The organism is Actinomyces ruminis, from assembly GCF_002154335.2.
Classification (GTDB): Bacteria; Actinomycetota; Actinomycetes; order Actinomycetales; family Actinomycetaceae; genus Actinomyces; species Actinomyces ruminis.
The window spans coordinates 70,037-85,342 of record NZ_MTPX02000041.1 but is presented as its reverse complement, the minus strand read 5'-3'; the positions used below and the strand labels follow the sequence as shown (position 1 = coordinate 85,342).

The window sequence follows — 15,306 nt, the reverse complement described above, 5'->3', positions numbered from 1 at the left end:
GGGAATGCGCTGCTCGCAGGCGGGTTCGATGGGTCCGGGGCAGGGGCGACGCCGTCGGGATAGCTCTCGGGCACAGGTTCGGGACTCAGGGAGTTTCGGTAGTCACTCATGGCATCCCTTTGGAAATGAGGAGGGCTGACGCGAGCTCACCTTGCCACCACGTGACGCACATCGCAACCGACGTGCGACGGGCGAGACGGCCCGCACCCTCCGTAGTGGGGGTGCGGGCCGCCGTCGTTGTCACTCGGCGCTGTGCGGTCGCCCAGCGGCCGCACTCGCCTCAGAACTGGATGTCCTCCGAGGAGGTGTTGAAACCGGTGCGGAAGTCGTCGGAGAAGTCCGCACGGAAGTCACCGCCGAAGGAGAAGTCGTCCAGCGCCACCGAGTCGCCCGCGGAGAATCCGTCGCTGCCGGCGAAGCCGGCGCGGGAGAAGACCTCCGCCTTGACCTCCTCGGTCGGCTCCACCTCGATGTCCGAGTAGCGGGCCAGACCGGTACCGGCGGGGATCAGCTTGCCCAGGATGACATTCTCCTTCAGGCCCAGCAGCGGGTCCGACTTGCCGCTCATGGCGGCCTCGGTGAGCACGCGCGTGGTCTCCTGGAAGGAGGCGGCACTCAGCCAGGAGTCGGTAGCCAGCGAGGCCTTGGTGATACCCATGAGCTCGGTGCGCGCAGAAGCGGTCTTCCCGCCCTCGGCCATGACCCGACGGTTCTCCTCGCGGTAACGCGAGACGTCCACCAGGTCACCCTGCAGCAGGTTGGTGTCACCGGCGTCCAGCACGGTCACGCGACGCAGCATCTGCCGCACGATGACCTCAATGTGCTTGGAGTGAATGTCCACGCCCTGGGAGCGGTAGACCTCCTGCACCTCGTCCACCAGGTGCCGCTGGGTGGCGCCGACGCTGCGCAGGCGCAGCAGCTTCTTGGGATCGATCGGTCCCTCGGTGAGGGCGTCGCCCGGCTCCACGTGGTCGCCGTCGGCGACCAGCAGCCGCTGGCGACGGGAGACGGGGACCACCAGGTCCTCCTCGCCGTCGTCGCGGGTGATCACCAGCCGCTTGCCGTCGGCGTCGTCCTCGATCTTGAGGGTGCCGGCGGCCTCGGCCACCGCGGCCTCACCCTTCGGGGTGCGGGCCTCGAAGAGCTCCTGGACGCGGGGCAGACCCTGGGTGATGTCGGCGGCACCGGCCGCACCACCGGTGTGGAAGGTACGCATGGTCAGCTGCGTGCCGGGCTCGCCGATGGACTGGGCGGCGATAATGCCTACCGCCTCGCCGATGTCGACACGCTTGCCGGTGGCCAGCGAGCGACCGTAGCAGGCGGCGCAGGTGCCGACGGCGGAGTCGCAGGTCAGCACGGAGCGGCAGACGATCTCCTCGATACCGGCGTCGATGGCCGCGCGGATGTCGGCGTCACCGAGGTCGGTGCCGGCCGCGATCACGACGTTGCCGTCGGCGTCCACGGCGTCGCGGGCGAGCGTGGTGCCGAACACGGTGGTCTCCAGGATGTCGGAGACCTCCTTGACGCGCTCACCGTCGACCTCCCGCCAGGTGAACAACCGCTTGGTCAGGCCCTTGCGGGTGCCGCAGTCGTCCTCGCGGACGATCACGTCCTGGGAGACGTCGACCAGACGACGAGTCAGGTAGCCGGAGTCGGCGGTGCGCAGAGCCGTGTCGGCCAGACCCTTGCGGGCGCCGTGGGTGGCGATGAAGTACTCCAGGACGGACAGGCCCTCCCGGTAGTTCGCCTTAATCGGCCGCTCGATCAGCCGCTGCTTGGGGTCGGCCACCAGGCCGCGCATACCGGCCAGCTGGCGAATCTGGTCCCAGTTACCGCGGCCACCGGACGCCACCATCTGGTAGACGGTGTTGCGCTCGGGGAAGTTGGCGCGCATGGCCTGGGCGACCTCGTCGGTGGCCTTGGTCCAAATGTCGATCAGCGACTTGTAGCGGTCGTCCTCGGTGAGGGCACCGAGCTCGAACTGCTCCTCGATCTCGGCGGCCTCGGCCTCGTAGCGGGCGAGGATCTCCGGCTTCGAGGGCGGCGAGACCACGTCGGCGAAGGCCACGGTGATGCCGGACCAGGTCGACCAGTGGAAGCCGTTGGCTTTCAACTCGTCCAGACAGGCGGCCACCTCCACACGCGGGTAGGACTCCGCCAGCGTGTTGATGATGTTGCCGAGCTTCTTCTTGTCAACCGTGTAATTGACGTAGGGGAAGGACTCGGGCAGGGCGGTGTTGAACAGGGCGCGACCGAAGGAGGTGCGCAGGGTGATCGGGTCACCCTCGTTCCAGTTCTCGGGCGGCTGCCATCCCTCGGGCGCAGTGATGCCCTCCTCGAAGCGGATGTCGCAGGTGGCGTTGACGTCCAGCTTGCCGAAGTCGTAGGCCATGACCGCCTCCGCGTAGGAGGAGAAGGCCGGGACGATCGGCTCGCCGTGCTCGTCGGTCTCCACCGCCACGGCCGGATCCGGCTCCTGGGTGAGGTAGTAGGTACCGATGATCATGTCCTGGGAGGGCATGGTCACGGGGCGGCCGTCGGAGGGCTTGAGGATGTTGTTGCTCGAAAGCATCAGGATGCGCGCCTCGGCCTGCGCCTCGGCGCCCAGCGGCAGGTGCACGGCCATCTGGTCGCCGTCGAAGTCGGCGTTGAAGGCACCGCACACCAGCGGGTGCAGCTGGATGGCCTTACCCTCGATCAGCTGCGGCTCGAAGGCCTGGATGCCCAGGCGGTGCAGCGTGGGGGCGCGGTTGAGCAGCACCGGGTGCTCGCGGATGACCTCGGCCAGCACGTCCCAGACCTTCGGGTTGGCGCGCTCAACCATCCGCTTGGCGGCCTTGACGTTCTGCGCCTCCTTGAGCTCCACCAGCCGCTTCATGACGAAGGGCTTGAACAGCTCCAGGGCCATCTGGCTGGGCAGACCGCACTGGTGCAGCTTCAGCTGCGGGCCGACGACGATGACGGAGCGGCCCGAGTAGTCCACGCGCTTACCCAGCAGGTTCTGCCGGAAGCGGCCCTGCTTGCCCTTGAGCATGTCGGACAGGGACTTCAACGGGCGGTTGCCCACGCCGGTGACGGGGCGGCCGCGGCGGCCGTTGTCGAACAGGGCGTCGACGGCGTCCTGCAGCATGCGCTTCTCGTTGTTGACGATGATCGTCGGGGCGCCCAGGTCCATCAGCCGCTTGAGGCGGTTGTTGCGGTTGATGACGCGGCGGTACAGGTCGTTGAGGTCGGAGGTGGCGAAGCGGCCACCGTCCAGCTGCACCATGGGGCGCAGGTCCGGGGGGATCACCGGGATGTTGTCCAGCACCATGGCCTCGGGGGCGGTGCCGGTCATGCGGAAGGCGTTGATGACCTTCAGCCGCTTGATGGCACGGGTCTTGCGCTGGCCGGTGCCGCTTTCGACGATCTCGGCCAGGGCGGCGGCCTCCGCCTCCAGGTCGAAGCTGCGCAGGCGGTCCTGAATGGCCTCTGCGCCCATGGCTCCCTTGAAGTAGATGCCGTAGTCGGCGGCCATGTCCCGGTACAGGACCTCGTCGCCCTCGAGGTCACCGACCTTGAGAGACACGAAGCGGTCCCACACCTTGTCCATGTGCTCCAGGGTGCGGGTGTTCTTGCGACGCAGGGACGCCATCTCGCGCTCGGCGGTCTTGCGGGCTTTGTCCCGCTGCGCCTGCTCGGCGCCCTCCGCCTCGAGCTGAGCGAGATCCTCCTCCAGGCGGCGCTGACGGGCCTCGATGTCGGCCTGGCCGGCCTCCTCCACGTGCCGCTTCTTGACCTCGAACTCGTTGCGCAGCGAGGGCAGGTCGTCGTGGCGTGCCTCCTCATCCACCTCGGTGACCATGTGGGCGGCGAAGTAGATGACCTTCTCCAGGTCCTTGGGGGCCAGGTTGAGCAGATATCCCAGGCGCGAGGGAACGCCCTTGAAGTACCAGATGTGGGTTACCGGGGCGGCCAGCTTGATGTGCGCCATGCGCTCACGGCGCACCTTGGAGCGGGTCACCTCCACCCCGCAGCGCTCACAGACGATGCCCTTGTAGCGCACGCGCTTGTACTTGCCGCAGGCGCACTCCCAGTCACGGGTGGGGCCGAAGATCTTCTCACAGAAGAGTCCGTCCTTCTCCGGCTTGAGGGTGCGGTAGTTGATGGTCTCGGGCTTCTTGACCTCGCCATGCGACCAGGACTTGATGTCCTCGGCGGTGGCGAGGCCGAGCTGGATCCTGTCGAACACGTTGGCGTCGAGCACAGTTCCTACTTCCGAATCAGAGTGGTCAGCTCAAAAGTCTTAGGGGATCTCGGTGCCGCGGTTCCACGGCGGCTCCGGTCCCGTTGGCCCGGGAGGGCCGACGCACTGGGCGCCCGCCCTCCCGGGCGTGGGGGTTAGATCTCGTCCACCGCCATGGCGCTTCCACCAGGACGGCGACCCAGGTCGAAGCCGAGCTCATCGGAGGCGCGCCGGCCGTCGTCGTCGGTGTCATCCAGGCCGATGACGTTTCCGGCGGCGTCCAGGGCCTCAACGTTCAGGCACAGCGACTGCATCTCCTTCATGAGCACCTTGAAGGACTCGGGGATGCCGGGCTCGGGGATGTCCTCACCCTTGACGATGGCCTCGTAGACCTTCACGCGGCCCGCCACGTCGTCGGACTTGACGGTCAGCAGCTCCTGGAGGGCGTGGGCGGCGCCGTACGCCTCCATGGCCCACACCTCCATCTCGCCGAAGCGCTGGCCACCGAACTGCGCCTTACCGCCCAGCGGCTGCTGGGTGATCATCGAGTACGGGCCGGTGGAGCGGGCGTGAATCTTGTCGTCCACCAGGTGGTGGAGCTTGAGGATGTACATGTAGCCGACCGAGATCGGGTACGGGAAGGGCTCGCCGGAGCGGCCGTCGAACAGCCGCGCCTTACCGTCCGGCTGAACCAGCTGGAGACCGTCCCGGTTGGGCAGGGTGGAGTCGAGCAGGCCCATGATCTCGTCGTCGCGCACACCGTCGAACACCGGGGTGGCCACGGGCGTGCGGGGCTCGGCCACCACGCCGTTCTCGGGCAGGCGCTCGGCCCAGGCCTCGCCGGCCTCGCGGGCGGCGGAGGCGTCCCAGCCGCGGGAGGCGACCCAGCCAGGTGCAGCTCGAGGACCTGGCCGACGTTCATACGGCTGGGCACGCCCAGGGGGTTGAGGATGACGTCCACCGGAGTGCCGTCGGCGAGGAAGGGCATGTCCTCCACGGGCAGGATCTTGGAGATGACGCCCTTGTTGCCGTGACGGCCGGAGAGCTTGTCACCTACCGTGATCTTGCGGCGCTGAGCGATGTACACGCGCACCATCCGATTGACGCCGGCGGGCAGCTCGGCATCCTCGGAGGAGGCGTCGAACTCGCGCACACCGGTGACGATGCCGTACTCGCCGTGGGGTACGCGCAGGGAGGTGTCACGCACCTCGCGGGCCTTCTCACCAAAGATGGCGCGCAGCAGCCGCTCCTCACTGGTCAACTCGGTCTCGCCCTTCGGGGTGACCTTGCCGACCAGGATGTCGCCGCTACGGACCTCGGCGCCGATGCGGATGATGCCGCGCTCGTCCAGGTTGGCCAGCGCCTCCTCGGAGACGTTGGGGATGTCGCGGGTGATCTCCTCGGCGCCCAGCTTGGTGTCGCGAGCGTCGACCTCGTGCTCCTCGATGTGGATCGAGGTGAGCAGGTCCTCGGCGACCACGCGCTGGGAGATGATGATGGCGTCCTCGTAGTTCAGGCCCTCCCAGGTCATGAAGGCGACCAGGAGGTTCTGTCCCAGGGCCAGGTCGCCGTCGGCGGTGGCGGGCCCGTCCGCGAGCACGCTGCCGACCTCCACGCGCTCACCCTCGGAGGCGACCACGCGCTGGTTGTAGCAGTTGCCCTGGTTGGAGCGGCGGAACTTGGCGACCTTGTAGACGGTCTCGGTGCCGTCGTCGTTGGCCACGCGCACGAAGTCGGCGCACACCTCGGTGACCACGCCGCCCTTGGAGGCGACCAGCACGTCGCCGGCGTCGACGGCGGTGCGCCGCTCCATGCCGGTGCCCACCAGCGGGGCGTCCGGGCGGATCAGCGGCACGGCCTGGCGCTGCATGTTGGCACCCATGAGGGCGCGGTTGGCGTCGTCGTGCTCCAGGAAGGGGATGAGCGAGGTGCCCACGGAGACCATCTGCCGCGGGGACACGTCCATGAGGTCCACCTGGGAAGCCGGCACCAGGGCCGGCTCGCCACCGGTGACCCGGCACAACACGTGGTCCTCGGCGAAGTGCTCGTCGGCGGTGAGCTCCACGTTCGCCTGGGCGATCACGTGGCGGTCCTCGTCGTCGGCGGTCAGGTAGTGGATCTCATCGGTGACCTGGCCGTCGCGCACCACCCGGTAGGGGGTCTCGATGAAGCCGAAGGGGTTGATGCGGCCGAAGGTGGCCAGCGAGCCGATCAGACCAATGTTCGGGCCCTCGGGGGACTCGATGGGGCACATGCGCCCGTAGTGGGAGGTGTGCACGTCACGCACCTCCATGGAGGCGCGCTCACGGGACAGACCGCCGGGGCCGAGCGCGGACAGACGCCGCTTGTGGGTCAGGCCTGCCAGCGGGTTGTTCTGGTCCATGAACTGGGACAGCTGGCTGGTGCCGAAGAACTCCTTGATCGCGGCCGTGACGGGCCGGATGTTGATCAGGGTGTTCGGGGTGATGGCCTCGACGTCCTGGGTGGTCATGCGCTCGCGCACCTGCCGCTCCATGCGGCTCATACCGGTGCGCACCTGCGACTGGATGAGCTCGCCGACAGCGCGGATGCGGCGGTTGCCGAGGTGGTCGATGTCGTCGAACTCGACGGCTATGTCCACGATCTCCCCGTCGCGCACGCCCTCGACGCTCTCGGCGCCGGCGTGCAGCGCGAGCAGGTACTTGATGGCGGCGACGATGTCTTCGATGCGCAGCACGGACTCGTTCAGGTCCGCGGTCAGCCCGAGCTTCTTGTTGATCTTGTAGCGGCCGACCTTGGCCAGGTCGTAGCGCTTGGCATTGAAGTAGAAGTTCTCCAGCAGGGTACGGCCGGCCTCGACGCTGGGCGGTTCGCCGGGGCGGATCTTCTTGTAGATGTCGAGCAGAGCCTCGTCCTGGGTAGTGACCTTGCGGTCCTCATCCAGAGCGGCGGTCAGCGCCGGGTAGTCCTTGAACTCCTCGCGGATCTCGGCCTCGTCCAGGCCCAGGGCCAGCAGGAAGACGGTGATGTCCTGCTTGCGCTTACGGTCGATGCGCACGGCCACGCGGTCGTTCTTGTCAACCTCGAACTCCAACCAGGCGCCGCGCGAGGGGATGAACTTGACGTTGTAGACGTACTTGTCCGAGGCCTTCTCGGTGGTGCGCTCGAAGTACACGCCCGGGGAACGGACCAGCTGGGAGACGACGACGCGCTCCGAGCCGTTGACGATGAAGGTGCCCTTGTCGGTCATGAGCGGGAAGTCGCCCATGAAGACCGTCTGGGACTTGATCTCACCGGTGGTGAAGTTCTCGAAGTCCGCCACCACGTACAGCGGAGCCGAGTAGGTCAGGTCCTTCTCCTGACATTCCTCGGCCGTGTACTTGGGCTCCTCGAAGCGGTGGTCATGGAAGGACAGGGCCATGGTCTCGCCGAAGTCCTCGATCGGCGAGATCTCTTCGAAGATCTCTTCCAGCCCGGAGGTTTCCGGCAGCGAACCCGGCTGGGCGGCGTTGGCGGCGTCCACCCGGGCGCGCCACTTCTCGTTGCCCACGAGCCAGTCGAAACTCTCGGTCTGCAGGCCCAGAAGATTCGGAGCCTGCATCGGCTCGGCGATCTTGGCGAAATTGATACGACGCGACGCGGTACGCGCGGCGATGTCAGCGGCGGTTGGTGCAGAGGTGCGCGAGGCAGCCAAAGGGGATCCTTCCCTTATCTCGGGGATCACTCTGCGTACGCCTGCGTGCGGTCTCGGCGACTCCCCGCAGTCCCCTCTCGGGTCCGTCGGCTGGTCGGGCCGGATTGCGGGCAGTACCACTGAGGCCAGTACACACAAGGTACGCGAAGAGCTAGCCTACACGCTCACCCCTCACCGATCCACGCCAAGGCGGCGTTCCGCCTTGCGATTCCCGCCACAATCCCGCATACTGCCCCACTCCCCCACCTGGATCGCCGTCCCCTGTTTGGACCGCGTAAGTCCATTTGGACCGCTCTCCCCTGTTTGGACCGCTCTCCCCTGTTTGGACCGCCGTTGTGTGCAACTGGGGCGGTCCAAACCGACGCAAGGGGTCCAAACCGACGCAAGGGGTCCAAACCGACGTAGGCGGTCCAAACCGACGCAAGGGTCGGCGCATGCCGCTGCCGTAACGCGTCGCCGCCCCGACTACTGATCAGTAGTCGGGGCGGCGACGGTGTTCATGCGGTCCCCCAGCGCCGGCTAGCAGCCGACGGCGTCGGGGACGGGCTCACTTGAGGGTAACAGTGGCGCCGGCGCCCTCGAGCTGAGCCTTGGCCTTCTCGGCGGCGTCCTTGGCAGCGCCCTCGAGGATGGCCTTGGGGGCGGCCTCGACGAGGTCCTTGGCCTCCTTCAGACCGAGGGAGGTCAGGGCGCGCACCTCCTTGATGACCTGGATCTTCTTGTCACCAGCGGACTCGAGGATGACGTCGAACTCGGTCTTCTCCTCCTCGGCAGCACCGCCGGCGGCAGCGCCGGGAGCGGCGGCGACGACGGCAGCGGCCGGGGCGGCAGCGGTCACGTCGAAGGTCTCCTCGAAGGCCTTAACGAAGTCGGACAGCTCGATGAGGGAGAGCTCCTTGAAGGCCTCGATGAGCTCGTCGGTGGTCAGCTTCGCCATGATGGGCGTTCCTTCCTGGAAAAGGGGTCCTGCACCTGTTTATGCGCAGGGCGATTATGGGTTTGGTAGTGGATGCGGCTCAGGCCGCGGCTTCCTGCTTCTCGCGCAGGGCGTCGACGGTGCGGACCGCATTGGAGGCGGGCGCAGCGAACAGGTACGCGGCCTTGGACAGAGACGCCTTCATAGCGCCCGCAGCCTTGGCCAGCAGGACCTCGCGGGACTCGAGCGAAGCGAGCCGGTCGATCTCGTCGGCGGTCAGGGCGTTGCCGTCCATGACGCCGGACTTGATGATGAGGTTCTTGTTGTCCTTGGCGAAGTCGCGCAGGGCCTTGGCGGCCTCGACCGGTTCTCCGGTCACGAACGTCAGGGCGGTGGGGCCCTTCAGATCGTCCACAATCGCGTCCAGTCCGACGCGACGGGCGGCGATGGAAGCCAGCGTGTTCTTCGCCACGGTGTATTCGGCGTTGCCGGCGAGCGAGCGACGCAGTTCCTTAAGGTCGGCGACGCTCAGCCCACGGTACTCGGTGAGCAGAACGGCGTTGGCCTCACGGAACTTGTCCGCCAGCTGTGCAACAGCCGCGTCCTTCTCAGGCCTTGCCATGGGCCCTCCTTCCGTGGTCTGCCGCAGGCTCCGGCACGGAAAAAGCCCCGCGCCGGTGGGCACGGGGCTCGCTGCTGCACTCGGAATGCTCCGAGAGCCGTTGGGCTCGTTCTCACCTGCGCCGGCTCCGCGTGACGCGGACTTGGCCCCGCTTGCGCGGGAGACCTGCGGTCTTTGGCGGGCACGACCATACACGCCGCCAGCCCTTGCGACGCAAGCCCGACGACGACGGACGGCGGTGCTCTTGGTCACGCCGCCACCAACCGCGACAGATCGCCGGCCCGCTCAGGCGTCGATGACGGGGATGTCGGTCAAGCGCACAGCGAGCACTGGCAAGCCGCCATTTGTTCCGCCAGGCGCATCGACCGTGATCATGTCCTCGCCCGTGTCAGGCCACACAACCGGAAACGAGTGCTCAACCTCCCCCTCGAGTTTGTTACTCCAGAAATTCGTCAGCGGCCGGTTCACGCCTTCACCATCCGTGAAATCAGCGAGAAGATACCGTTGTCCGCCCTTCAGCAAACTGAACCCCGTCGACTGATACGCACCCCATTCACGCAGTGAATACATATCGGTTGGAACACCGAAATGGACGATGGATACCGACGCATCGCGTTCGGCCACAACCTTGACGTTGCCTATCAGGTAGCCCTCGTACCTGGTGACGCTGTCCAGGGAGATACGCGCAGGCACCCCGTCAACCTCGATATCCACCCCGTCCGGGCCGCGCCCCACCGGCCCCTTGGGCTCGGGCATCTCACCAGACGAGCCAGCGCCCGGACTCGCGGTGCTGGCCTCATCGGGGTCGGCGGGAGTAAGCAGCACCTCCACCCGCCGGTTCAACTGCCGATTCTCATCCGAATCATTAGCCACCCGCGGCTCAGACTCACCCTTACCCGACACGACCGTCTCCCAATTCGACAGGTCGACCAGGTCCCCCAGACGATCCGACACCGACTGCGCCCGCCGCTCCGACAACTCCTGATTATGCTCATCAGTATTCACATCATCCGTATGCCCAGTAATCTCAAGCGCGCCACCAGACGGATACAGCTCCAACTGCTCCACCACGCTCCCCAGCACCTCATCAGCCTGGCCACTCAACTCCGCAGAATCCGTCGCAAACAACACATCACCCGACACATTCACCGTCGTCGACACATCATCCTTCTCCGTATCCGACGAACCATCCGCCGCCACCACCACCGAGTTCAACTCAAACGGACCCGACTCCACACTCTCATCAATCTCCGCGGCCGACAACGCCGCATCCACATCAAACCCAGCCTCACCGGCATCCACCACCGGCACCCCAAGCGCCACACCCACATTCGGCAAAAACACATCCACCGAACTCAAACCATCCGGCACACCCCCAAACACCGGAAACAACTGAGCCGACCCACCCGGCTCCACACTCTCATTACCACCATTCGTCGTCACCTCACGAAACGCAACCCCCTCAGTGAGTGACAACAGCCGCACCGCGTTCAAAGTCCAAGCCGCGGTATGAGGCCCCAACATGCCATACAAGTCCACCGCGCCCTCCGCATCATCGGTGGACACCTCAACCCGCACCACCGTGAAACCATCCTGCACCACCGCAGGACCCACACGCGTCGTCAAAGACTCGCCCTCCCACACCGAGTTCAGCACCACCGGGTCTGAGTTCACGGGCGCCGCCGACGCGCTACCCATACCGGTCGGCGACGCAGGCGAAGCCGCACCGCCATCTCCGCCACGACCCCCTGCGCAGGCGGCGAGCACCGCCGCCACCGCTACCGACACAGACCCGGTCAGCACCTCACGTCGACGCAACATCACGAACACCACTCCTACAACGAACCGCAGGCCAAAGCCCTTGGAAACCCGGAACCCGTCAACAGTAACAAGATGATCACCCCTACGCCTTGGGGAGCCCAGCCCGACTATCCGGGTATACCCGGGCACCACCTACCCGCAAAGACTTCACGACACTGCACCAACGGCACGCACAGCCGGCGCATGACAACACCCCGCGGTTATGAGACCATAACCGTATGACTTTGTCTCATCCCGCCCGGGCCACCAGCAACCCCGAGCACGTCCTGACGGTGGACGGCGAGGCGACGACGACACAGGCCTGGGTTGCCAGCAACCGCAAGGAACGCAACGCCGGTCTACTGGGCACCGATAGCCTCGATGGCGCCCGTGGATCAAGGCGTGCAACTGGGTGCACACCTTCGGCATGCGTTATGCCCTTGACCTGGTATACGTCGGGCGCCATGGGCGTGTCGTCGCCTTCACCACCACTCCTCCGCGCCGGCTCTGCCTGCCCCGCCTGACCGCCCATGCCACCGTCGAGATGCCGGCAGGCACGGCCGCGAAGCTCGGCATTAAACGCGGAACCGTTATCGGCACCGAGCCCCATCGCTGACGGTAGCAGCCAGCTTCCAACCGGTCGACCCGCGCGCCGTCAGACCGTCACGAATGCCAGGGTGTTTTCGACCGCGTCGCGGACCGATGTGTCGAGCTGGCCCACGCAGTTGTACTGAACGGCGGCAACAGTGGTCCCATCCGTGAAGACCCACAGGCACCCTTGGTCTTCGCCCGCATCACCCGAAACGAAGTCGGTGCGCACCGCCTCCGTCATCCCGGCGAGCGTCAGCGGCGTGCGCGAACGCATGGTGTAGCCATCCAGGGATCCGGCTTGATGATCGACTTCGATCTGCGCCAGGGCCAGCGAAACCGATTCCTGCGGCATACTCGGGGCTACCAAGAGGCGCGCTTGGATGATCTCATCGTCGTCGATCATTGCCCAACCCACCGTCCACCGTTCCGATCCCTCAATGCCGTCCGTGTCGTACCACCCTTCCGGCACGGCTAGTCGCACGCCCGAGCGCTCGAGCAGTGCCGTGCCTTCGGGAGCGTCCTGCGGCGCCGCAGACGTTGCTACAGCACTCGCTTCCTGCGCGAACGATTCACTGACCGAAAAACTCGCGCCGACGCCGTCGCGCTCTTCTGCGGACACGTCGGCCCCGGACAAATCCACCAACGCATGCCGGTTCCCCGAGCTGACGCACCAGACCGTTCCGTCGCCATTCAGCGGCCACGAGGTCCGATAGTCCTGACGGACGACGAGCAAGTCACCGACGCGCTCAGCGGTACGAGTCCCTACGGGAGCGTAGCCCCGGGTAGCCGAGCGTGCTGCATCCATTGCGATCTCGATGGCGGCATAGGCGTCATCCGCCTCCAGGTCGCTGGCAACCAAGAGGCGATTCTGCCCGTCCTCGCTATCCCAGCGCCCCGTCCAGACCTGACCTTCGACATCTCCGCGAGTCCAGTCGGAGCGCACCAAAAACGACAGCCCATCTACCTCAGTGGTCTCCCAGCCCTGCATCGCGTTACTTTCATTCTTGGAACAGGCGGCCAGCAACGTTGCGACTCCCAGTAGACCGGCAGCCTTCAAGCTGCGACGGCGTCCAACCAACCGGCTCATGATTCCTCCTGAGCAAAGGTAATGGACTCCTCAATGCCGTTGCGCATCCCGTCATCGAAGTATTCCCCGTACAACGTCACGAACGCGACGATGCCATTGCTGGCGACCAACCAGCAGGTGCCGGCGCCGCTGGCGTCATCGCCCCATTTGAAGGTGACCCGATCTATCGCCGTGTTCTCGTCCTGCTGCCAGCTGATCCGGTTGATCTCCTCATAGTCGGTGATCAAAAACTTGTTGGTGAACGTAGCCATCTGCCGCATGCCGTCGGCACTCGTCGCCTCGCCAACGACGCCGAGCATAAGCCTCTGGACCATCGCGCCGGAAGCATCGTTCAGGTCGTAAGAATCGGTGTACGAGCCCCAATCGTCGTGGGTGACCGGCCCCTCAAACGCAGCGGGAATTGCGAGGTTCAGGCCGTCGTCAGCCTCGATGTTCGTCCAGGCCGAGGGGTCTTCGGTAGGTCCCGCCATGGGCGTAGCGGGCTGCGGAACGTCTTCCACGGGAGTCGCTGAACTTGCCGCAGCCCCATCATCGTCACTGCCGCATGCCGACACTACGAGCGCAGCAGGAAGTATGCCCCCGAGAATCGCTGCACGGCGCCTCACGGCTGACTCACCTGGATTGAGTCGATAACGTCGGCAACTGCGGCAAGCGACGCCTCGTCAAAAACTTCTGCATAGACGTACACCGCATAACTATAGCCATCCTGTCCGTCGAATATCACACCGGAACACTGCACATCAATCTCTGTGTCATCCTCCGCGGACCACGGCACCTCCGCACTTTGCGTCCAATCGAGTCGATACGCCTCCTCGCTACCTTCAACTGAAACATCACTCTGTGTCACGCCAGCAGATGCACCTTGCAACTCGAACGCACCCAGCTCAGATTCCAAAACCTCGCTGGCAGTTTTGCCTCCAGACTCATAATACTCCACTATCACCGTGTAAGACGCCGCTTCATTATCCACATGATAAGTTACTCCGCGACGACCGTCACTATAGGTGTCCGGTGGCGCAGTGTATGCGTTCGCGGCTATCTCGATCGTGAGCCCCGGGGCAGCCTCGGCGACCGCAACGCTTACACCATCCGCTTCCGTAGTCTCAATCGCAGACATCGTCGCGCTCGCCTTCGCTTCGACAGTGGACTCACCACTGCTTCCCGCTGAGCAGCTAGTAGCAGCAACCATCATCGGGCCAACCATTGACGCAACGACCGCCGCACGCCGGAACTTGTACATACAACGCCTCATAGGACAACCTCATTCCTTCAAGAATACCCGGGCCTGCGCGCTATCCATCGACATTCGCAGCATCTCTCATCCCGAATACACCAACCGTATACCGCCCGAGGGAATCGTCCCATGGGCACCCCTGACCAACTCCCCAGGTATACCCGGGCACATCCGAATACACCGCCTGCAACACCGAACCCTCCGATGGAACCTCCCCAAACCGACCACGCGCTCTTCTGCTCGGCGACACCGTCCCGACAAGCCGTGTGCGTCACCGCATCACCAGCACCAACCTTGCGATAAGCGCGCCGATGGCGGCGCCGTCTAGCGTGAGCACAGCGTGAAATCATCAATACAGGCCGATCCTCTTGCCACGACATTCAGTCACGATGAACCACCTCGATGCCGGCCACGACAATCTCCAATAACTGCTCATCAACGTCAGGGCCAGTCAACCCACAACAAGCATCTCATCATAACCATCATCTTTGGCAGTAAATAGGTATGACAGGCTCGTCGGATCGTCATCATTAGGATAGTCGATGCGCCAGATCTCATCCGCCACACCCTCCATTCGAGTTGGATTCGGCGACTTCGCCTTGTACTTTCCAAATAACTCGAATCCAGCCAGATCACTCGCGAGGTCTTCAGCCGATTCAGGTGGATACACCAAGTAATCAGTATATCCCCCATTTGTCATCGCACCGAGCCGCAACCGCGTGTCCTCGCTACCAAATTCGGCAGTATCCTGCACCACATAGTCCCATCCAAGCAGGTTCGCATCGTCTGGGATATCGACTTCCTGCCAGCCGTCCTTTAGATCGAACGCGCCACATCCATGGGCGACTCGGTACCAACCTTGCGGCGTCGAGTGGCCACGCTGCGAACACCCGCAACCCGCGGACAACACACCGAGCGCAACCCCAAGAAAGAACGTCCTTCGTTTCCAAGGACCACCCATCGTTTCCACCTTTCAGACACCACCAATTCCGTTTGTGACCTAGTCTTCGAAACTAAGCTAGCCGCTCCTCAACCATCTTCACACCCTGCACAGACGCCGACTCGCGATACCGCAAAGAGCCAACCGCCTATCTTGTTGAGCGTCGTATTGTTGTCCACTCAACTATGGAGGTCACCTTGCCCGAGCCTTACCTAAAA

The 15,306-nt window shown here is 64.9% G+C and carries 9 protein-coding genes and 1 pseudogene; 1 reads left to right on the top strand and 9 read right to left on the bottom strand.

Annotation, left to right across the window (positions count from 1 at the left end; genetic code table 11):
• Positions 1 to 280: 280 nt before the first annotated feature.
• The 5 genes and pseudogenes from BW737_RS07415 to BW737_RS18095 all read right to left on the bottom strand — a co-directional run bounded on the left by BW737_RS07415 (position 281) and on the right by BW737_RS18095 (position 11,269).
• The gene (locus BW737_RS07415; RefSeq protein ID WP_086614098.1) at positions 281 to 4,246 is read right to left on the bottom strand and encodes a DNA-directed RNA polymerase subunit beta'; all 3,966 of its coding nucleotides are present in this window, start codon (positions 4,244 to 4,246) and stop codon (positions 281 to 283) included.
• Positions 4,247 to 4,380: 134 nt separating this feature from the next.
• Positions 4,381 to 7,898, bottom strand: a pseudogene (rpoB, locus tag BW737_RS07410) (DNA-directed RNA polymerase subunit beta).
• 547 nt (positions 7,899 to 8,445) lie between these two features.
• The gene (gene rplL / locus BW737_RS07405; protein ID WP_086614099.1) at positions 8,446 to 8,835 is read right to left on the bottom strand and encodes a 50S ribosomal protein L7/L12; all 390 of its coding nucleotides are present in this window, start codon (positions 8,833 to 8,835) and stop codon (positions 8,446 to 8,448) included.
• Between the two features lie 79 nt (positions 8,836 to 8,914).
• The gene (rplJ, locus tag BW737_RS07400; protein WP_086614100.1) at positions 8,915 to 9,436 is read right to left on the bottom strand and encodes a 50S ribosomal protein L10; all 522 of its coding nucleotides are present in this window, start codon (positions 9,434 to 9,436) and stop codon (positions 8,915 to 8,917) included.
• A 285-nt stretch (positions 9,437 to 9,721) separates the two neighbouring features.
• The gene (locus BW737_RS18095) at positions 9,722 to 11,269 is read right to left on the bottom strand and encodes an OmpA family protein (protein ID WP_257210602.1); all 1,548 of its coding nucleotides are present in this window, start codon (positions 11,267 to 11,269) and stop codon (positions 9,722 to 9,724) included.
• A 394-nt stretch (positions 11,270 to 11,663) separates the two neighbouring features.
• Between BW737_RS18095 and BW737_RS07390 the strand changes: the two genes are divergently transcribed.
• Entirely contained in the window at positions 11,664 to 11,852 is a 189-nt protein-coding gene (locus BW737_RS07390) for a DUF192 domain-containing protein (protein ID WP_086614153.1), read from the top strand.
• A gap of 39 nt (positions 11,853 to 11,891) precedes the next feature.
• Here BW737_RS07390 and BW737_RS07385 read toward each other — a convergent pair whose 3' ends face one another.
• From BW737_RS07385 to BW737_RS15665, 4 genes are all read right to left on the bottom strand, one after another.
• Entirely contained in the window at positions 11,892 to 12,914 is a 1,023-nt protein-coding gene (locus BW737_RS07385; RefSeq protein WP_143233321.1) for a hypothetical protein, read from the bottom strand.
• Complete coding sequence (locus tag BW737_RS07380) at positions 12,911 to 13,384, bottom strand: hypothetical protein (protein ID WP_086614102.1); 474 nt, start codon at positions 13,382 to 13,384, stop codon at positions 12,911 to 12,913. Before BW737_RS07380 ends, BW737_RS07385 begins: the two co-directional genes overlap by 4 nt.
• 131 nt (positions 13,385 to 13,515) lie before the next feature.
• Positions 13,516 to 14,031: a hypothetical protein gene (locus BW737_RS07375; protein ID WP_143233320.1), complete on the bottom strand. Its 516-nt coding sequence runs from the start codon at positions 14,029 to 14,031 to the stop codon at positions 13,516 to 13,518.
• Positions 14,032 to 14,599: 568 nt separating this feature from the next.
• Positions 14,600 to 15,118 (bottom strand): hypothetical protein, encoded by a 519-nt coding sequence (locus BW737_RS15665; RefSeq protein WP_143233319.1) that lies wholly within the window; start codon positions 15,116 to 15,118, stop codon positions 14,600 to 14,602.
• Positions 15,119 to 15,306: the final 188 nt, after the last annotated feature.